Origin of the sequence: Paenibacillus rhizophilus, from assembly GCF_003854965.1 — a bacterium.
Lineage (GTDB): Bacteria > Bacillota > Bacilli > Paenibacillales > Paenibacillaceae > Paenibacillus_AQ > Paenibacillus_AQ rhizophilus.
Genome location: NZ_RQPI01000002.1, coordinates 281350 through 302161, shown reverse-complemented (window position 1 = coordinate 302161; position 20812 = coordinate 281350). Strand labels below are relative to the sequence as shown.

Annotated in this window: 16 protein-coding genes; 12 read left to right on the top strand and 4 right to left on the bottom strand. The window is 55.2% G+C overall.

Going from position 1 to position 20812, the window contains the following annotated elements:
- The first annotated feature begins 457 nt into the window (after positions 1 to 457).
- From alaS to EH198_RS06710, 10 genes are all read left to right on the top strand, one after another.
- Positions 458 to 3088 (top strand): alanine--tRNA ligase, encoded by a 2631-nt coding sequence (gene alaS, locus EH198_RS06755; RefSeq protein WP_124694782.1) that lies wholly within the window; start codon positions 458 to 460, stop codon positions 3086 to 3088.
- A gap of 400 nt (positions 3089 to 3488) precedes the next feature.
- Complete coding sequence (locus EH198_RS06750) at positions 3489 to 3764, top strand: IreB family regulatory phosphoprotein (protein WP_124694781.1); 276 nt, start codon at positions 3489 to 3491, stop codon at positions 3762 to 3764.
- Complete coding sequence (ruvX, locus tag EH198_RS06745; protein WP_124694780.1) at positions 3761 to 4177, top strand: Holliday junction resolvase RuvX; 417 nt, start codon at positions 3761 to 3763, stop codon at positions 4175 to 4177. The genes EH198_RS06750 and ruvX overlap by 4 nt, the downstream gene beginning before the upstream one ends.
- A gap of 13 nt (positions 4178 to 4190) precedes the next feature.
- On the top strand, positions 4191 to 4499 hold the full coding sequence (locus tag EH198_RS06740; RefSeq protein WP_124694779.1) for a DUF1292 domain-containing protein: 309 nt from the start codon (positions 4191 to 4193) through the stop codon (positions 4497 to 4499).
- On the top strand, positions 4492 to 4797 hold the full coding sequence (locus EH198_RS06735) for a DUF1292 domain-containing protein (protein ID WP_124694778.1): 306 nt from the start codon (positions 4492 to 4494) through the stop codon (positions 4795 to 4797). Before EH198_RS06740 ends, EH198_RS06735 begins: the two co-directional genes overlap by 8 nt.
- A 163-nt stretch (positions 4798 to 4960) precedes the next feature.
- Entirely contained in the window at positions 4961 to 6022 is a 1062-nt protein-coding gene (mltG, locus tag EH198_RS06730; RefSeq protein ID WP_246014125.1) for an endolytic transglycosylase MltG, read from the top strand.
- A gap of 112 nt (positions 6023 to 6134) precedes the next feature.
- The gene (locus EH198_RS06725; RefSeq protein ID WP_124694776.1) at positions 6135 to 7067 is read left to right on the top strand and encodes a peptidase U32 family protein; all 933 of its coding nucleotides are present in this window, start codon (positions 6135 to 6137) and stop codon (positions 7065 to 7067) included.
- A 38-nt stretch (positions 7068 to 7105) separates the two neighbouring features.
- Positions 7106 to 8431, top strand: a complete 1326-nt coding sequence (locus EH198_RS06720; protein ID WP_124694775.1) for a peptidase U32 family protein — start codon at positions 7106 to 7108, stop codon at positions 8429 to 8431.
- A gap of 198 nt (positions 8432 to 8629) precedes the next feature.
- A complete protein-coding gene (locus tag EH198_RS06715) occupies positions 8630 to 10873 on the top strand; it encodes a methyl-accepting chemotaxis protein (RefSeq protein WP_124694774.1) in 2244 nt (747 codons plus the stop codon).
- A 193-nt stretch (positions 10874 to 11066) separates the two neighbouring features.
- Positions 11067 to 12914: a peptidoglycan D,D-transpeptidase FtsI family protein gene (locus EH198_RS06710; RefSeq protein ID WP_124694773.1), complete on the top strand. Its 1848-nt coding sequence runs from the start codon at positions 11067 to 11069 to the stop codon at positions 12912 to 12914.
- Here the strand turns inward: EH198_RS06710 and EH198_RS06705 are convergent.
- Complete coding sequence (locus EH198_RS06705; RefSeq protein WP_124694772.1) at positions 12880 to 14073, bottom strand: AI-2E family transporter; 1194 nt, start codon at positions 14071 to 14073, stop codon at positions 12880 to 12882. The two genes, EH198_RS06710 and EH198_RS06705, sit on opposite strands and share 35 nt — an antisense overlap.
- 266 nt (positions 14074 to 14339) lie before the next feature.
- Between EH198_RS06705 and EH198_RS06700 the strand changes: the two genes are divergently transcribed.
- Both EH198_RS06700 and EH198_RS06695 read left to right on the top strand, forming a co-directional pair.
- Entirely contained in the window at positions 14340 to 15722 is a 1383-nt protein-coding gene (locus tag EH198_RS06700) for a polysaccharide deacetylase family protein (RefSeq protein ID WP_124694771.1), read from the top strand.
- Between the two features lie 276 nt (positions 15723 to 15998).
- Positions 15999 to 17336, top strand: a complete 1338-nt coding sequence (locus tag EH198_RS06695) for a GH1 family beta-glucosidase (RefSeq protein WP_124694770.1) — start codon at positions 15999 to 16001, stop codon at positions 17334 to 17336.
- 169 nt (positions 17337 to 17505) lie between these two features.
- On the opposite strand, the gene ilvD is transcribed toward EH198_RS06695, so the two are convergent.
- The 3 genes from ilvD to EH198_RS06685 form a co-directional block, all read right to left on the bottom strand.
- The gene (gene ilvD / locus EH198_RS06690; protein WP_124694769.1) at positions 17506 to 19191 is read right to left on the bottom strand and encodes a dihydroxy-acid dehydratase; all 1686 of its coding nucleotides are present in this window, start codon (positions 19189 to 19191) and stop codon (positions 17506 to 17508) included.
- A gap of 365 nt (positions 19192 to 19556) precedes the next feature.
- Positions 19557 to 19847: a hypothetical protein gene (locus EH198_RS25040; RefSeq protein WP_246014124.1), complete on the bottom strand. Its 291-nt coding sequence runs from the start codon at positions 19845 to 19847 to the stop codon at positions 19557 to 19559.
- Between the two features lie 10 nt (positions 19848 to 19857).
- Positions 19858 to 20631, bottom strand: coding sequence for an acyltransferase family protein (locus tag EH198_RS06685; RefSeq protein ID WP_246014123.1), 774 nt, complete (start codon positions 20629 to 20631; stop codon positions 19858 to 19860).
- Between the last annotated feature and the right edge of the window lie 181 nt (positions 20632 to 20812).

Genomic DNA, 20812 nt, shown 5'->3' with positions numbered 1-20812 from the left:
TGCAGATTGACAGGAACGAGGGCCATGGATATACTTGAAATGTTAAAATGCGATTAACCTCATAGCTATGAATACGCAGATGAAATGAAGTACGCCGGAAACAAGGCTTCACCAGAGAACGGATTCCCTTGCGGGTAACGCAAGCGGCTGCGAGAATCCGGAAGACGGGCCGGCGGAAAGCTGATTTCGGAGTGCGGGTACAAACCCGCCGGATGGTCCCGTTAACGGCCGTAACAAGGCGATCGCTCGACTGCAGCGTGTCTGAAGCATCTTACAAGATGCCGGGACGCTAATGGGCGATAACCAGGGTGGTACCGCGATATTAATCGTCCCTGAATTTATTCAGGGGCGTTTTTATTTTCCTTTTCAAAATCTCGGTAAGGACAAGCGGAATGCTTATCCTTGACCTGATATTTATGTTTCCTCTTAAACTTCAATCGACGGGAGCTGTATTTAGATGAAAGCTAGTGAAATCCGTTCCAAATGGCTGGAATTTTTTGCGGGAAAAGGCCATAAAATCGAGCCCAGTGCGTCTCTTGTTCCCCACAACGACCCATCTCTTCTGTGGATTAACGCAGGGATGGCGCCGCTTAAAGCTTATTTTGACGGCCGTGTGAAGCCGGAGAATCCGCGCCTCACCAACTCGCAGAAGTGTATCCGCACGAACGACATCGAGAACGTCGGCAAGACGCGCCGGCACCATACGTTTTTTGAAATGCTGGGCAACTTCTCCATCGGCGACTACTTTAAGGAAGAAGCGATTACCTGGGCCTGGGAGTTCCTGACGGGCAAGGAGTGGATCGGCTTCGATCCGGACCGTTTGGCGGTTACCGTCTATCCCGAGGATGAAGAAGCGTTCAAGTTCTGGAATGAAAAAATCGGACTGCCCGCAGAGCGCATCATTAAGCTGGAGGACAACTTCTGGGATATCGGCGAAGGGCCGTGCGGGCCTTGCACGGAAATCTTCTACGACCGCGGCGAAGCCTACGGCAACGACATGTCGGACCCGGAAATGTACCCGGGCGGCGAGAATGAACGCTACCTGGAAGTATGGAATCTGGTGTTCTCGCAGTTCAATCATAACAAGGACGGCAGCTACACGCCGCTTCCGAACAAGAACATCGATACCGGCGCGGGTCTGGAGCGTTTCGCCTCGATCCTTCAAGACGTGGATTCGAACTTCGACACCGATCTGTTCCAGCCGATTATTCAGTCAACGGCCAAGCTTGCCGGCGTGAATTACAAGGACAACCTGGAGCAGGATATCGCGCTGAAAGTTATTGCCGACCATATCCGTACCGTGACTTTCGCGGTCGGCGACGGTGTGCTTCCTTCCAATGAAGGACGCGGGTATATTATCCGCCGCCTGCTTCGCCGCGCGGTGCGCTACGGGAAGACGCTGGGCCTCGATCGGCCGTTCATGTACGAGCTGACAAGCGTTGTGGGCGAGATTATGGGCGTTTATTATCCGACTGTGGTTGAGAACCGTGAATATATCGCCAAAATCATCCGTACGGAAGAAGAACGCTTCCATGAAACGCTGTCCGACGGACTGGCGATTCTGGGCGAAATCAGCGACCAGGCGAAAGCGAACGGCCTGGATGTGATCAGCGGAGCGGACGCGTTCAAGCTGTATGACACGTACGGCTTCCCGTTCGACCTGACGGAAGACTACGCCGCCGAGCAAGGGCTGAAGGTCGACCGCGAAGGGTTCGACGCGGCGATGCAGGAGCAGCGCGACCGGGCGAGAGCGGCCCGCCACGACAGCGGCAGCATGAAGGTACAGGGAGGTGCGCTGTCCGAGCTGACGATTAAAAGTGAATTTGTTGGATATAATGACCTCGTAACCGAATCGAAAATCGCAGCAATTCTGGTCGGCGACGAGCTGGTGGACACCGCCGGCAAGGGCGCGGAAGCGCAGGTTATTCTGGAGTCGACTCCGTTCTACGCCGAAAGCGGCGGTCAAGTAAGCGACCATGGCGTGCTGACGGGCGGTGCGGTTACAGCCAAGGTGAATGGGCTCTTCAAAGCGCCGCGCGGCCAGCATGTTCATCTGGTGACGGTGGAATCCGGTGAGTTGAAAGTTGGCGATACGGTCCGCGCTGAAGTGAACCGTTCGGAACGCGAGGATGTCGTGAAGAACCACACGGCAACCCATCTGCTGCACAAAGCGCTGAAGGAGGTGCTTGGCGGACACGTCAATCAGGCGGGATCGCTTGTGGAAGGGCAGCGCCTGCGCTTCGACTTCTCGCATTTCGGCGCGATTACACCGGAAGAGCTGACCGAAATCGAGCATAAGGTCAATGAGCAGATCTGGCGCGGACTGGACGTCGTAATCGAGAACAAACCGATCGACGAAGCCAAAGCGATGGGAGCGATGGCGTTATTCGGCGAGAAATACGGCGATATCGTCCGTGTGGTGCAGGTCGGCGACTACAGCCTTGAGCTGTGCGGCGGCTGCCATGTGGGCAACACGTCGCAGATCGGCATTTTCAAGCTGGTCAGCGAGAGCGGTATCGGCTCCGGCGTGCGCCGGATCGAAGCGGTGACCGGCCGTTACGCTTACCAGCACACGGAGAGCCAGCTCGACGTGCTGAAGCAGGCCGCCGCGCTGCTGAAATCCTCGCTTCCGGATGTGCCGAAGCGTATCGAGGGCTTAAGCGGCCAAGTTCGCGAGCTTACGCGCGAGAATGAGTCGCTGCAATCCAAGCTCAGCGCCGCGGCTGCAGCCGAACTGACGGGCAGCGTGAAGACAGTCGGCAGCGGCGTTCAGGTGCTGACGGCTGCCGTGCAGGCGGGCAGCATGGACGCGCTGCGGTCGATGGCCGACGAGCTGAAGGCAAAGCTGCCGACAGCGGTCATCGCGCTGGGCGCCGCCATGGACGACAAGGTGAACTTTGTCGTCGCGGTACCGCAGTCGCTGGTGAAGCAGGGCTACCATGCCGGCAAGCTGGTGAAGGAAGTCGCCGCGGTATGCGGCGGAGGCGGAGGCGGCCGTCCGGATATGGCGCAGGCCGGCGGCAAGGACGCCTCCAAGCTGGCCGCCGCGCTGGCAAAGGCGGAAGAACTGGTAGCCGCTCAGGGCTAGAGAGCGGCTGCACCGTCCTTCGCCGCATCCTGCAGGGAGCGGCGAAAGGACAAGCTTGAGCGTGCCTAACCTGTGTCGAAGCTGCACGCGGGGTTCCCGGAACAAGCGGCCTGGAGACTTGCAGGCGAATGGTTCGCCCTTTCACCGGAGGCGTCGGGCCTGCGGGATGACGGGGCTCACGGCCCTGCGGGACAAGTTTTGCGCTTTTTCATGTCTTCTGCTCACAGCCCTTTGTTATTATTGCGGGTTTAAAGGCAAAATCCCAAAAAAACGCTATATTACGGCAGGATTTTCTTGTTTGGCCGTGAATATGTTATTATGGGGACAGATATAAATCAGTAATACAGCAACTTTGCGAGTGCCGCTTTAAAATCGGCTGCGCAGGAGGAAGGTGTCACAGATGGACTCCATGGACAAAACGGTCAAATTCAATGTGAAGGGCGACGAAAAAGAGGCATCTCCCCGCGAGATCCTGCTTACCGTTCACAACGCCCTGTTGGAGAAGGATTATAATCCGATCAACCAGATTGTAGGTTACCTTCTTTCCGGTGATCCGGCTTATATCCCGCGCCACAACAATGCGAGAAGTTTGGTCCGGAGGAAAGAACGTGACGAGCTGATTGAAGAGCTGGTCCGGTTCTACCTTGCCAATCAGCCGGCGGATAAGGTCAAATGAGGAAGCTCGGTCTGGATTACGGGGATCGCCGGATCGGCGCAGCCGTAAGCGATGCTTTTGGATGGACCGCTCAGGGACTGGAAACCATCGAACGCCGCCGGGACGGAAGCGAGCTGGAGCGAATTCGTCACCTGATCGAGGAGTACGAAGTATCCGAGGTTGTGGTCGGCCTGCCCAAGAATATGAACGGCACAGTGGGTCCTCGCGGCGAGATTTGCATTGAATTTGCAAATGTGCTGCGGGAGACGCTGGATTTGCCCGTACACCTTTGGGATGAGCGCCTGACGACGGTATCCGCGGAGCGGGTGCTGATTGAAGGCGATGTCAGCCGTAAGAAGCGCAAAGGAATTGTGGATAAAATGGCCGCGGTTCTGATTTTGCAAAATTATTTGGATGCTAACAGTAAAAGGTGAGGGGTGCGCACACATGGCAAACGAGCAGATCGGCATGGATGAGGAACCGGAAATTATTTATATTCCCGATGACGAAGGCAACGAAGAGGAATTCGAGGTTATCATGAAGTTCGAGGTTGACGGCTCCGATTCCAAATATATGATGGTGGTTCCGCTCGATTCCGAGGACGAAGAAGCCGACGAGGTATACGCATTCCGCTATGAAGAAGACGGAGACGATCTGCAGCTGTTCATGATCGAGGATGACGAGGAGTGGGCGATTGTCGAAGAGACCTTCAACACTCTGGTCGACGAGCTGGACGGGGGAGCGGAGAATGACTGAGTTTTCTGCCGGCCAGGTCATATGGACCTCCAGGCTGAAGGACGCCTATGGAGTGACCGTAGAACTGGAAGACGAGAACGGCAAAGCTTCCGTATACGAGATTATCGCCGAATTTGAAGTGCAGGGCCGCGGATATGCGGTGCTGAAAGAGTCGGACAAGGATGAGGAACAGGAAATCCTGCGGGTGCTCGTTTCCCCGGATGGCCTGCCGGAGCTTGAAAGTATTGAAGACGACGACGAATGGGAAGATGTCTCGGAGCTTTACGACGAGCTGACTTTTCAGGACGACGAAGTGTAAGCATATACGGCTTGCCGCTTTCGGCCCTTGGGCCGGCTGCCGGAGCCACATGCAGGGGAGGGCGGAGCATTCCGCGCTCCTTTTGCATGATTATTTTTCAAAATATCTATTGAATTTAAATGAATACAATTTTATATTTATAGTCGGAAAGCGAGGAGAACGATTGAAATCCGCCATCCGCAATCTGTTGATTGTCCTGCTGCTGTTGATCATTGCGGCGGGAGGAGGAGTCTGGTACGTATGGAACGGCATGAAGCCGGTGGAGCCGTCAGGCCCTGCCGTAAACTTTACTGTACAAAAAGGAATGGGAAGCTTGGAAATCGCCGACCTGTTGGAGAAGAACGGCATTATCCGCAGCGCTCTTTTATTTAAAGGCTATTTGAAGTGGACGAACGAAGGCTCGAAGTTCAAGGCGGGAACCTACAGCGCCGCGCCCGGCGCAACGTATGACAATCTGATTGCCCGGCTCAACGCGGGAGACGTAGTGAAGAAGGAAACGGTCGTCTTTACCATCCCGGAAGGGTACACGGCGGAGCAGATTGCGGACAGGCTGGCTCAGGCGTGGGGCAAGGAAGCTTCCGTCTTTTTGTCGCTGATGGACAAGGGGGAGGGCCTTAAGGAGACGGAGATTCTAGGCGTCCCGCAGGACCAGGATTTGCGTCACCGGCTGGAGGGCTATCTGTTTCCGGAAACGTATGAGCTGGTGAAGGAGAGCACGCCCCAGCAAATTGTCGAGAAATTGATGGAGGAGCTGCAAAAGAAGCTGGACGGCATTCCTGATTGGCAGACCAAGCTTAAAGACCGAGGAATGACTCTGCATGAATTGATGACCGTCGCTTCGCTGGTGGAGCGTGAAGTCGTTGTGGACAGCGAGCGCCCAATTGTGGCCGGCGTCATATACAACAGGCTGAAGAAGGGACAAAAACTGGAGATTGACGCCACAGTCCAGTATTTACTCGACCGGCAGAAAGAAAGATTGCTGTACAAAGACCTTGAAGTCAAGAGTCCATACAATACGTATCGTAATACGGGCCTGCCGCCGGGACCGATCTGCAACCCCGGACTGGCCTCCATTAAAGCGGCCCTTGAGCCGGAGGCTTCGGATTATTATTTCTATGTAACGAAAAAGGATGGGACGCACACCCATTTATTCGCTAAGACGTACAAGGAACATTTGGTTAATGTTAAAAAAAGCCAAGAAGGAGCGAAGGAGACGTCCTCATAAGGAGGATATCGTTTCCCGCCGATATATGGCAATTATGAGCAAATAATAAGGCTACAATAAGGGTGCTGTCCGGGGGCATTACTGCCAGGACGGCATGACAGGGGGGTACATGATGAAGAGCAAACCGGAGCTGCTGGCGACGGCCGCTTCCCTTACGGAAGCGGCCGCGCTGCTGGATGCCGGAGCCGACGCGCTGCTCATCGGCGACGATCGGTTCGGTATGCGGCTGGCGGGACATTTCAGCCTGGAAGACACGGCGGCAGCCGTGGAGATGGCCCGTGCACGAGGCCGCAAAGTATATGCCGGGCTCGGGGGACTGATGCCGAACCGGCTGCTGGACGAGCTTCCGGCTTATATCAAGGCCATCGCGGAGATCGGCGTGGATGCGGCCGAGTTCGGCGATCCAGCCGTGCTGGCCGCGGCCCGGCGCGAGGCGCCCGGCCTTAAGCTTCATTGGAACGCGGAGATGACGTCGACGAATTTCGCGACGGCCAATTACTGGGGGAGCAAAGGCGCTTCCCGCGTTGTTCTGGCCCGGGAGCTGAATATGGACGAGATCACGGAAATGGCGCCGAAGCTTGAAGTGGAGGCTCAGGTCCAGGTGCACGGCATGACCAATATTTATCACTCCAAGCGGAAGCTTGTGGAGAGCTATATGGCTCATCAGGGACGTCCGATCACTGGCGGGAGCCTTGGGAAGGAACGCGGCCTGTTCCTGATCGAGGCGGAACGGCCTGACGAGAAATTTCCGATTTACGAGGACAGAAACGGCACCCATATTATGAGCTCGGACGATATTTGCATTATGGAAGATTTGCATGTGTTGATGGAGGCCGGAGTACACAGCTTCAAAATAGAAGGGCTGCTGAAGCCGACGGCTTACAACGTTGCGGCAGTCAAGGCTTACCGCCGGGCGATCGACGCCTATGCGGTTGACCCTGCGGGTTATGCCTTCAGGGAGGAGTGGCTGGATGAAGTCCGGGCGCTTCAGGACCCGGAGCGGGAGCTGACCTTCGGCTTCTTTTACAAGGAGCAGGTTTATTAAACATCTAATTTTTTGGAAAAAAGGAGAGGAGAAAAGGTATGAACACTGTGGCCAAGCCGCAATACAAAGGCAAGCGTTACCGCTTGGACAAACCGGAGCTCCTGGCTCCGGCGGGCAATTTGGAAAAATTGAAATTCGCCGTGCATTACGGCGCGGATGCGGTATATATTGGCGGACAGAAATACGGCCTGCGCTCGAATGCGGATAACTTCAGCTTCGAGGAAATGCGCGAGGGTGTGGAATTCGCCAAGAAATACGGCGCTAAAGTATTTGTGGCGACGAATATTTACGCTCATAATGAGGATATCGCCGGGATCGAGGAGTACCTGCGCAATTTGCATGAGGTCGGCATCGCCGCAATTATTGTGGCGGACCCTGCGATTGTGGACATTGCCCTGCGGACTGTCCCGGGTCTTGAGGTGCACCTCAGCACCCAGCAGTCGACGCTGAACTGGCAGGCCGTATCCTTCTGGAAGGAAGAGGGGCTGCCGCGCGTCGTATTGGGCCGCGAAACAAGCCTTCAGGAGATAGCGGAGATCAAGCGACATGTCGACATCGAAATTGAGGCTTTTATTCATGGAGCGATGTGTTCCTCGTATTCCGGCCGCTGTGTGCTGTCCAACCACTTTACGGACCGCGACTCGAACCGGGGGGGCTGCTGCCAGTCGTGCCGATGGAAGTACGATTTGTTCGAGGATGCGCGCGAAGGCGAGGTCTGGGTCTCCGAAGAACAAAGCGCCGGACAGCCGCCGCAGCGCCTTGTTCCGGACGTAACGCAGCTTCCGCTGCATCAGCCGGAGGACAATCCGTTTTCGATGGGCGCTAAGGATCTGTGTATGCTGGGGAGCATTCCCGATCTGATCGAGGCGGGGATCGACAGCTTCAAAATCGAAGGGCGGATGAAGTCGATCCACTATGTAGCCACCGTGGTCAATGCTTACCGAAAGGCAATCGACGCGTATATGGCCGATCCCGAGCATTACGAGCTGAAGCCGGAATGGATGGATGAACTGAACAAAGCCGCCAACCGTCCGCTGAACACGGGATTTTTCTATGACACGCCGGATCATGAGGATCATATATACGAGCCGGAAGAAAAGGCCGCTCCGTTTGATTTTGCCGGCCTTGTGCTGGACTATGACGCGGAGACGAAGACGGCGCTGATTCAGCAGCGCAATCATTTCAAACCGGGCCAGGAAGTCGAATTCTTCGGACCGGACCGCAGCCCTTTCAAGCAGATTGTGGGCGAATTGCGGGATGAGGAAGGCGTTATTCTGGACGCTGCGCGCCATCCGCTGCAGCGCATCCGGATGAAGGTCGAGCAGCCGGTGGCTTATTTTGATATGATGCGGAAGAAGAAATAACAAAGCTTAGGCTTAGAACGGGCGGGTTTCCGGACTGCGGGAACTCGCTCTTTTTTTGAGAATATTACAATTTGAAAGTTGAGTAGGTCTATAGACATAAAAAAATGTGGAAAGGTATAAGAAATATCTACCAGTTTGCCGATATAGAAGATAACGCTTACATAATGTAATGCAAATTCATCAGGCAGGTGATTAGGAATGGGAGAGGCTGAAAGAGAGAGAAAAAAAGGTCAACGTAAAGAAAGGTTAGCGAAAGGTCAGCGGGATGAAGGCCGGTCAGGCAAGAACCTGACGACAAGGGAGGAGACGGGCGGCAGCTTTACAGGCACAGCGGCACACCAGATATGGAAGCGGTTGCTTACCCAATCTGCAGGGCAATTCAGAATGGTCAATCCCGCCAAGTCGGTCGGGGTCAAGCTGTTTCTGATTTTTTTATCGTCCATTATCGTTGTGGTTATGTTCCTGGGATTAATGTCTTATACGAAGGCCAAGAACACCATCAAGGATAATGTGTCCGAAGCGAACCGCCAGACGATTATTCAAAATGCTGAGAAGCTTGATATTATTTTGAACCAGTACGAGACCCTCGCTTTGCAGCTGTTCTTTGATCCGGAGGTTCAGGCGCAGATCTCCATTCTGAAGAACGCCAAATCATTCTATGATCAATTTGTGGCGATGGATAACATCGGCGATAAGCTGACCAATCAGACGACCGCGGATTCGAATATCATCAGCTTTTCGCTGATCCCGGATAATACTAAAGAGCAAGTCATGACAAGCGGTAACTCCAAGCTGATTGCGGAGGATATGCGTGACAAGGACTGGTACAAGCAGATTGTCGCCAATACCGAAGCCTATAAACCAACGTATGCGGGCGACTCCTTCAGTTCGAAGTTTTACTGGTTTCCGGTGAATGAAGTTGTCAAGAACAGCACCAATATCGCCGTCGTGCGAAAGCTCCAGAATATGGGGGACACGTCGGGTTACATCGTTGTGATTGAAATTAAACAAGATGCACTTGAAAGCGCCTTCCGCAGCGTAAATCTGGGGAACGGATCACAAATCCAGCTGGTTTCACCCGCAGGCACTGTTATCGCTTCTTCGGTAAAAGAAGAGGACGGTAAAGTGTCGGCTTATGCTTTTATCAAAGACAGCAAAGCCAATAATAGCAGCATCGAAACCCGGGACGCGAAGGGCCGAGACCTGCTGGCCGTGTTCAGCCCGCTCGCAAAAGCCGACTGGAAGCTTACGGGCATCGTTCCGACCGATGCGCTCGTAAAGGACGCGAAGCCGATTCTCTTCACCACATATATCGCCGCCGGGGCAGCCGCCCTGCTGGCGCTGCTGCTTGGCATATGGATGGTGCGGATGATTGCCCGTCCGCTCGCGCGGCTTAAGGATCTGATGGGCGAAGGCGCCAAGGGAGATTTGACGGTTCGCACGCCGTATACGTCCTCGGATGAGATCGGCCAGCTGTCGGCTTCCTTTAATCTGATGATGGAACGAATTACACAGCTGGTCTCCCAGACGACGGAAACGGCCCGCGATGTGCTGGAGACGGCGGGCGAGCTCGGGGAAGCTTCCCGCAAGACGGCGGTTTCCGCCAAGGACATTGCGACCGCAACCGAAGAGATTGCCGAGGGAGCGGGCAGTCTTGCGCTTGAAGCGGAGAAAGGCAATGCATTGACCGAAGCCTTGTCGGTCCAAATGGAGGCGGTCATTCTCTCCAACCGTGAAATGGATGACAGGGCGCATATTGTCGGTGAATCCAGCGGTAAAGGGGTGAAGCAGCTTGAGGAGCTGCTGAAGCAGACAGGCCGTACGGGTGAAATGACCAAGGCGCTCGTGAATAAAGTGGACAATCTGAAGAAAACGGCCCTCTCCGTCCTGAAAGTGCTTGACGTGATGAAAAATATTACCCAGCAGACGAACATTCTCTCGCTGAATGCGACGATCGAAGCGGCGCGCGCAGGCGCGGCCGGCCGCGGCTTTATGGTGGTGGCGGGCGAAATACGGGCGCTTGCCGATCAATCGAAGAACTCGATCGCGCTGGTTGCGGACATAACCGACAAGATCATGACAGAAATGAATGAAACGGTGGATGTGCTGTCAGAGGTGACGCCTCTGTTTGCGGAGCAGATGAATTCGGTCAAGAACACCAGTGAAATTTTTGTATCGGTCCGTGAACAGATGGATGGCTTCATTGCCAGCCTGCAATCGGTAACGGCTTCAATCGACAGTCTTAAAGCTTCGCAGACGGTATTGTCGGAAGCGATGGGAAATGTAAGCGCTGTTGCAGAGCAGTCGTCGGCAACCTCGGAGGAGGTGGCGTCGCTCAGCAGCGAGCAGCAGAATGTGAGCGACCAGCTGGTCATGCTGTCGGCCAACCTGGAAAGCGTTTCCGGTCATTTGAAGGAAAAGCTGTCGCTGTTCAAGGTATAACTGCAGAGCAGGCAAGCCTAATAAGGCAGCTGCCCGGAGTGTTTGCCGCAAGTGACATGAAGAATAACGGACCTTCGCATCAATCGATGCGGAGGTCTCTTTCGTATGTTAAAGCGAAAACAAGCAGGTAGGGGGCATTGTTATGTCGGACGCTGGACATAATAGGGAAAAATTACGCTCCGGAGGCAGTCCGATGCTTAGTAAACGCCATCAAAAAAACAAGCGAATCTATATTGCCCTGTTTCTTCTTGCCTCGGTCTTCGCTCTGCTTGCGCTGCGGCTTGCCTGGATTCAGTTCGTGATCAGCGGGCGCCGGGTTCCGGGAGGGCACTATCCTCTCGCCAAAATGTCCAAGATTCAGAGCGAACGGGAGGTTGTGCTTGATACCGGGCGGGGACGGCTGTACGACCGACATGGCCTGCCGCTGGCCGGAGTAACGGTCTGGACGGCGGCTTTTTATCCGCAGGAGGAAGAACAGCGCGGAGCGGATGGCTTCAGGAATGCGGATTCTCTTCGTTCTCTCCGCCGTCTGGCTGCGATTCTCGGCGTGCCCTTTAAACAGCTTCAGGAAAAAAGAGAGAAGCTTGTCCAGCCTTTCCTGTGGCCCGCGAAATCCGGCGGCGGCCCGCTTGCGCTTACGCCGGATCAGGCTGCTGAAATCAGCGGTCTTCAGATTGACGGCGTCCGGGTTCTGCCGTTCGCGAGCAGACCGGGCGGAAGCCTTACCGGGCGGCAGTGGCTCGGCCATTTGTCCGAAGCCCGGCCGAAGAAGGAGAGCCGCGGGCAGGGCGGCAGAACGGCATCCCCCGGAAATGACGATTCCGGTCTGCGCGTAACGATGGAAGGGACAACAGGACTGGAGAAGACGTTGGAGCCGCTGCTGCGGGGTGTCGGACATACCGAAGTCTATGCCAGAGTCGACGCGGAAGGGAAACGTCTGCCGGGCAGCGAATTGACGGTGCGGACGCCGTCCAATCCCTATTATCCGCTGTCGCTGCACACAACCGTCGATCTGAAGCTTCAGGACAAGATTGAAAGGCTGGCCGCCGGAAACGGCGTGAAGGAAGGAGCGGTCGTCGTGCTGGAAGCCGGGACGGGCGATGTAACGGCGATGGTATCGCTGCCGTTCTACGATCCCGGAAACGTATCGCCGCAGGGAGGAGAATGGAATAACCGCGCGCTTCAGGCGGCGGCGCCCGGCTCGATCTTCAAAATCGTTACCGCCGCCGCGGCGCTGGAAGCCGGGCTGACTTCGCCCGACGAGACGTTCCACTGCCATGGAGCCTACGGCAGATACGGATTGTCCTGCCATAAGGAAGCCGGACATGGAGCGCTGACCCTGGAGCAGGGCTTCGCCCAGTCCTGCAACAACGTGTTCGCTTCGCTCGCAGAGCGGCTGACCGCAGGCCAGCTCCAGTCGGCTGCGCTGGCGCTCGGCCTTGGCCGGGACATCGGCTGGCGGCAGGAGCAGGTTCTCGGCCTGCCGCTGCTCCAGCCGCTCTCAGGCGAACAACGGGGGGCCGTCTTTCGAACTTTGCTCCCCGATGACGGGGGAGCAAGGGTGCAGACGGCCATCGGCCAGCGCGACTCCACGGTGACCCCGCTGCAGGCGGCAAACCTTGTCGTCACGCTGCTGCATGGCGGCGAGGTTCGCGCCCCGCGAATCCTGCGCGAGGTCGATTTCGCCAATGGGCAGAAGCTGATGGATCTGCCCCCGCATTTGGCTCCCGCCGCGGAAGGACGCATCTCGGCACTAACCGCTAAGCACCTGCGGTCCTGGATGCGCCGGGTGGTGACGGAAGGCACCGGACGGTCGCTGCGCGGCGCGCGCTGGGCGCTTGCCGGCAAGTCCGGCACGGCGCAGACTCTGGTCAAGGGAGCCCCGCGCAACAATCAATGGTTCATTGGCTTCGGTCCGGCGGAGCAGCCTGAGTATGCGGTGGCGGTGCTGGTGAAGAACGCGGCTCCGGGGAGTCCTCACACCGCCACCCGGCTGTTCGGCGAGGTCATGGACCTTCTGGCGGAGCCTTCCGGTGTCTGATCTCCGCATCGCTATTCGCGGCAGGCTCGTCTTCCGCATTCTCATTTCCGTCGTCATATGCGAACGGAGAAACGATAAATTCCTCCTGCGGCAACGAGATCCACTTCTGGAGATAGCCTTGCTGCAGCAGCTCCTTTAGCAGAATCAGCAGAATGGGCGAGAGAATCAGCCCTGCAACGCCAAAGGCGGAAGTCGACAGGATAACAAAGGACAGCATCAGAAACGCCGAAGAGACGCCGATGGAATTGCCGGTGATTTTCGGCTCCAGCAGCTGGCGGACGAGCAGCACGACAGCCAGGAGGACGAGAAGGCCGATTGCGAGCGGCGTGCTGCCTACGATGAACAAATAGACAATCCAGGGGATAAGAATCGTCGATACCCCCAGCAGCGGCAGTACGTCGAACACCGCGCAGACAAGCGCCATCGTGATTTCATTTCCGGTCTGCAGGATGAACAGGCCGACCAGTACAATAACGAACGTAATTGAAATCAGGATCAGCTGAGCTTTTAAATAGGAGCCGATGGCTTTAAAGACGTTGCCCTGCAGGAAATGGTAAGCTGTCTTGAACGTCTTCGGCATTTTGTCATGCGCAATCTGCCGCCAATCCTTGATCTCCATACTGAGAAAGAATGCGAGGATGATGGCGACCCCGAAATTAGCCATAAACGAAGAGAACGAGCCTAGAAGACGGATCAAATAATTAATGAAGACAAGGAGCCAATCCGACAGCAGATCGGTGGCGGTTTTGAAATAGCCGTTCAGCTTTTCGGTCATATTGGGTGGAAGATTCGCTATTTTCTGCTGAAGCCAGGTCGTCAGCTCCATAAAATGCTGCTGAACTACATATGTATAATGTTGTAGGTTTCCTTGAAATTGCATTGCCTGCGATGCGATCAGCAGTCCCGCGCCGAACAGCGTCCCCAGAATCAAGATTAGGAACAGCAGCACGGAGATAGCCGAGGCAAATGACTTTGGCAGCCCCTTGCGGTTCAAGAAGCGCGCCAGCGGCTCGATCAGCATAAACACGAAGAAAGAGAGGAACACGGGAGCGGCCATTTGGTACAGCTTGCTGAAGGCGAACATGACTAGATAGACGGTAAGCACGAGCAGTCCGATATCGAAAAAGGTACGCCAATATTTTTTGTAAAGCGGCAGCATGGATTTAACGACTCCTTTGCGATTGGGATGGCATTCTTTCATAGACCTGATTTCCATTGTACACGATTTTACCAAAAAACCGTCTTTTTCTTTAACAGCTGTGGTAACATAAGGGGTAACGGTTTTTAAAGAACGGCACCGCCGCTTCTTCTTGCCATATCGCCGCTTAACGCGGCAGTCATCTCTACTTGGCCGTCTCCCGCCTGTCAGCTAGCAGACGAAAGAGCGGCTCTCAAGTCAACTTTAGAGAAAAGCGGGGAAGAAAAATGCAGACTTTGCTGCTCTGGTTATTCTACATCTCATCATTTTATGCTTTTATTCCCGGCATAATCAGCCGGATCTTCGGTTACCGCGTCTTTCGAAAAGGAATCGGAGTGCGGGATTTTGCCCTTACGTTCGATGACGGGCCCGACCCGCAATACACGCCAAGGCTGCTTGATTTGCTGAACAAGTATAATGCCAAGGCTACCTTTTTTGTAGTCGGCTCCCACGCGGAGCGCTGCCCTGAATTGATCCGCCGCATGCATACGGAGGGCCACCTGGTCGGTATTCACAATTATGTTCACAAGAGCAACTGGCTAATGCGCCCCGCTACCGTCCGCAAGCAGATTCAGCTCACCGACGACATTATTTACGGAATTACCGGCGAGCGCAGCACGTACTACCGTCCGCCTTGGGGCATCGTCAATCTGTTCGATTTCTCGAAGCGCCGTCATGTCAAAATCGTGCTGTGGTCGGCCATGTTCGGCGATTGGCGCAAGAAGCTCGGAGTGGAGCGGCTGACGGAAAAAATGCTGGCCCGTCTGAATCCCGGCGAAGTGATGCTGCTGCATGACTGCGGCTTGACGCTGGGGGCCGATCCCGAGGCGCCGGAGCAAATGCTGGCGGCACTGGAACGCACTTTGGAAGAAGCCAAGGCCCGGGGGCTCAGCAGTATCCGGATCGACGATATGATCAGGGCGGTCGAGAAATCCCCGCTGGCCCGGATGTCCTTCGGCAAGCGTCTGATTGTCGGACTGTGGCTCCTTTGGGAACGGTGCTTTCACTTCTTGTTCCGGCTGCGGACCGTTACGCCGGATCTGCCGTTTTTGCATTACCGCCTGCGCCCCTACCAGGGGCATACGGTTTCGATGGATGACGGAACGACGCTGAACAAGGGCGACCAAGTCATTGAGCTTCATATCGACAACCGGCAGCTGTTCGAGCTCGGCATGCTGTCGCGTTCGGCGGCTCAGCTCGCGATCCGGATGATTCGCCGAATGGATAAGGATATGCCGTTTCTTGCGGAAATCATCGCCGGCGACGACACTCTTTCAGAAGCGAAGGCTTTGTACGGAGTCACCATGATCAACCGGGGGCCGGAGAAATTCGGCTTTACCGTCAAGGATTTGCCGAAGGGGCTCTTTGCGAGCCTTACGAAATTTTATCTCAGCATTCTTATGAGCGTGATTCATCCGGCAGGCGGAGCGCGGCTGAAGGAACGAAGCGAGGCGCTTGTTCCCAAGATTATCGTGATGCCGGTATCTCAGCTGCTTGATGCCAATGGACAAAAGTGTACCGGAGCGAAACTCCGGAGGCGGCAGGATGCCGGAACGGAACTTGAAGCCGATATAGCGGAAGCCGAGTTCCCCGGCGCTCATGCGCATTGATTTAGCAATCATCCGGCGAAATAACCGATCCCTTTCTTGAAGACGTGAACAGACCTGCTTTGGCGGGATTTGACGGCGCCTGACCGAAAGGGTTTTTATTTAGTTTCGGATGGAAAGGCGCCGGCAGCGCTTTGATTTATTATTCCATTCTCATAGACTCCTTTAAAAGGTAATTTTGATTTATTATTCCATTCTCATAGACTCCTTTAAAAGGTAATATAGAAGTGTGAAAGTATTCATTTTTGTCAGCCTAACGATAACAGGAGGTTCATGATAATGAGACCCGTACAGTTTCCACAGGATTTTGCCTGGGGCGCAGCCACCGCTTCGTATCAGATCGAAGGCGCATACGATGAAGACGGCAGGGGAATGTCCATTTGGGATACGTTCGTCCGCATTCCCGGCAAAGTCGCGAATATGGACAACGGAGATGTCGCCTGCGACAGCTATCACCGGTTCCGCGAGGATATCGCCTTGATGAAGGACCTCGGTCTTAAAGCTTACCGCTTCTCCATTGCCTGGCCGCGGATTTTTCCGGAAGGCACGGGAGAGCTCAACCAGAAGGGGCTCGCGTTCTATGAGACTTTGGTTGACACTCTGCTGGAGAACGGAATTGAACCTGTATGCACGCTGTACCACTGGGACCTGCCGCAATCGCTTCAGGATGCGGGGGGATGGGAGAACCGGGACACGGTTGATGCGTTTGCCGCTTACGCCGAAACGCTGTTCCGCAGCCTTGGAGGCAAGATCAAGAAATGGTTAACGGTAAACGAGCCATGGTGCGTGTCGTTTCTGTCCAATTACCTTGGACAACAAGCGCCCGGCAACAAGGATTTGCAGCTAGCTGTTACCGTCTCCCATCATCTGCTGCTGGCCCACGGACGCGCCGTTCGAACATTTCGGGAATTGGGAATCCCCGGAGAGATCGGCTATGCACCGAACGTAACATGGATGGAGCCATACAGCAGCCGGAAAAAGGATATGGAAGCCTGTAAACGGGAGAATGGCTGGTTTGTGGAATGGTTCATGGACCCGGTGTTTAAAGGCGAGTATCCGTCTTTCCTGGTTAAATGGTTCCGGGAGAAGGGTGCGAAGGTTCCCGTACTGGAAGGCGATATGGAAATTATCCATGAGAAAATTGATATCCTCGGCATCAATTATTACACCGGATCCGTGGCGAAATACGGAGAAAGCGCAGGTCTTATGGCATGCGAACCGGTGGACATGGGCTATGAACGGACGGATATCGGCTGGCCGATTTATCCGGAAGCCTTTTACAAGGTGCTGAGCTATATTAACGGCCGTTACGGCGATATACCGATCTACATTACCGAGAATGGGGCCTGCTACAACGACGGACCGGACAAGGGGATCGTGGCGGATCAGAAGCGGATCGATTATCTGTACAAGCATCTGCTTCAGCTTCACCGCAGTATTGCAAACGGCATTCCGGTCAAAGGTTATTTTGCCTGGTCGCTGCTCGATAATTTTGAATGGTCTTACGGATACAGCATGCGGTTCGGTCTGGTTCATGTGGATTACGATACGCTTGCCCGTACGCCCAAGGACAGCTTTTACTGGTATCAGGATGTAATCACAACCGGCGAGGTTTAAGGCTGAAAGGCGCATTTCATGGATCGTGTGGACCGCGAAATGTGAACGGAGGCTGCCGGTATGAGGGAATCGGCAAAAAAAAGCCCGGAAGGCATCGTCAATCGACGAACGCCTTCCGGGCTTATTGCTGCTTGAATTGTGGCAGTCTGTGCCGCTGGCTGCGCGGGAATTAAATTTTCAGTACGCCGCCTTTGCTGGCGTTGGTAACAAGCTTGGAGTACCGGGCGAGATAGCCCGTCTTCACCTTCGGCTCGAACTCTTTCCAGTCTTCACGGCGTACCGCCAGTTCCTCATCGCTGACGAGCAGCTCGATTTTGCGGTTGTTCAGATCCAGCTCGATGATGTCGCCGTCCCGTACAAATGCGATCGGTCCGCCTTCCGCCGCCTCCGGCGAGATATGGCCGATACTGATGCCGCGGGAAGCGCCCGAGAAGCGGCCGTCCGTAATCAGACCGACCTTGGCGCCGAGTCCCATGCCGACGATCTGCGAGGTCGGGGCAAGCATTTCGGGCATACCCGGTCCGCCTTTCGGACCTTCGTAGCGGATAACGACGACGTGGCCTTCTTTGACCTTGCCGCCCGCGATGCCTTCCAGCGCTTCCTCCTGGGAGTCAAAGCAGATGGCCGGACCTTTGTGGTAGCCGCCCACGGACGGGTCCACCGCTCCGACCTTGATGATGGACCCCTCCGGAGCGAGGTTGCCGTACAGCACGGACAATCCGCCCACCTGGGAGTACGGGTCGTCAAGCGGATGGATAACGCTCGTATCCTGAATTTCATGTCCGATGACATTCTCGGCCAGCGTCTTTCCGGTAACGGTCATGCAGTCGCCGAACAGCGTGCCCGGCTTCTTCAACAGTTCGTTCAGTACGGCGCTGACGCCGCCCGCACGGTCCACGTCCTCGATGAAGATGTCCGAAGCAGGAGCCAGCTTGGCCAGGTACGGCGTGCGGTTGGCAACTTCGTTGATCCGCTCCAGCGGGTATTCGATGTCGGCTTCCTGCGCCAGCGCGAGGGTGTGCAGCACCGTGTTGGTGGAGCCGCCCATCGCCATGTCCAGGGCAAATGCGTTGTCGATCGATTCTCTGGTCACGATATCGCGCGGCTTCAGGTCCAGCTTGATCAGCTCCATCAGCTGTTTGGCGGACTTCCGTACAAAATCCTTGCGTTCTTCCGCCACGGCAAGAATCGTTCCGTTGCCCGGCAGCGCGAGGCCCAGAGCTTCAGCAAGACAGTTCATGGAATTGGCAGTGAACATGCCCGAACAGGAACCGCAGGTCGGACAACCGTATTGTTCAAGCTCCGTCAGTTCCGCGTCGTTGATCTTGCCGACCTGGTACGCGCCTACGCCTTCAAATACGGAGGTCAGCGATAGCTTGCGGCCCTTGCTGTCAACGCCGGCCTTCATTGGTCCGCCGCTGACAAAGATGGTCGGGATGTTGACCCGCAGGGCGCCCATCATCATGCCCGGTGTAATCTTGTCGCAGTTCGGAATGCAGACCATGCCGTCGAACCAGTGCGCGGATACGACCGTTTCCAGAGAGTCGGCGATAATCTCCCGGCTGGGCAGAGAATAGCGCATGCCGATATGTCCCATGGCGATACCGTCGTCAACGCCGATCGTATTGAATTCAAAAGGAACGCCGCCCGCTTCGCGGATCGCTTCCTTGACGATTTTACCAAATTCCTGGAGATGCACATGACCCGGCACGATGTCGATATAGGAGTTGCAGACCGCGATAAACGGTTTGCCGAAATCCTCTTCTTTCACGCCGGCCGCCCGCAGCAGACTGCGGTGCGGAGCCCGGTCGAAGCCCTTCGTGATCATGTCTGAACGCATTTTCTTGGCTGCCATTTTAAACAGTTCCCCCTTTTAATCATTTGCAATTCCGTATTTTGCCGCATTAACGCGCTGCTCTCTGAAGAGCCGCGAATCCGCGGTTTATAGAATGAACAGGGTCCAGCTCTATAGAAGAGGGTGGTCGACGCTGTTTCTATAAAAATATAAAGGCTGCAGTCAGCCTGAAGGACAGGCTTTGCTTATTTATTAGTAGAGTCTATCATAAAGGGCCGTTTTTTTCTACCGGGCGATGTTAAGTATGCCGCAAACAGCTGCGTAAAAAATTTTCCACTCATTGCGGAGCATTGGCCTTCAAGGATAAGGACGCAGCTGATCCTTCTGGATATATCAAAAAAGCCCGCGCTGCGGGCCAAAGACCTTTAGGACCATTGATCGTTCGCTGCCGGTTTGGACGCAGGCCGGCGAAGCAGGCGGTAAAAAAAGCGGTGAAGGGAAAGAACCGGCTCGATTCCAGGCTCCACAAGGGGATGCAGCGCGCTCTTGACGAAGGGCTGGGCGAGCAGCAGGGTGAGCAGAACGGCGGCGGCAGGAACGAGAACAGCGCCGGCAGGGTTGTTCAGATAAGAATAGATGCCGGAAGCCGCGGCGAAGCGGACGATCAATCCGTGCAGCAGGAAGACGTACAGCGTGCGCCGCCCCAAGCCGGTCATCCGGCCCTCCCTAAGCGGCACCAGACCGAAAAGCGAGGGAGGACGTGAGTTGGAGGCCGTAGAGCGCAAGCCGGTACAGTCCGGCGTACCAATGCTCGGCCCCAAGCTGGGTGTAAGTCATGCTGCCGTACAGCCATCCGGCAGGCAAATTCCCGGATGTGCCAGTCGACAGGATAGCCAGCAGCGCAGCGGAGAACAGGGCGGCGGCGATTTTTACTCCGGGTACAAACAGACGGGCGACGGTGGCAAACGAAAGATGATAGCCAACAATAAAGAAGGGTAGATATACAAAGGTGCGGCTGATGCTGAACCAAATGCCGTCCACCGGCAAATAACCGACGGTTATGCCCGCTAAGGCGGCGAAGGCCAACTGGCAGGGCGCCTTCCATCTGCGCATACCGAGAAGCAGCAGCCGCCACATGGCGTGGCTCGCCAGAAACCAGAGCAGAAGATAGGGCGCAAAGAAGGAATGGTGAATGCCGCCTACACGGAAAACGGTTGCATCAAGCAGGGAGTAAAGGCTCTGAAAAAAAAGGTATTGCATGCCGATCTGCAGCAGCAACTTCCGTCCCGCAGAGCCTGTCAGGCTGTTTTTGGCAAAATATCCGGTAACCAGTACGAACAACGGCATATGGAAGCTGAAAATCCACAGATACAGGCTGTGCAGACCACCCATCTCAGCGGTCAGCGGCTCTATGGCGTTGCCGACAAAAACGGTAACAATCAGCATTAACCGAAGATTCAGAAAAAAGGTTTCTCCCCGCTCCTCCAACGATTGGCCCATCATTCCCCCACCGGCTCTCATTCCATTATTTTAATTTTAAAATACGTATTTTCTCCTCAAACGGTTGTGACTTTGTTCACTATTGTAAATCTATCGGCAAGTCCGATTGTGGCAAATTGTTGAAGGTTGTTTGCTTGTGGCGATTCCTCTATAATTTTCCTTAAGAATAAAAGCGTCGTAT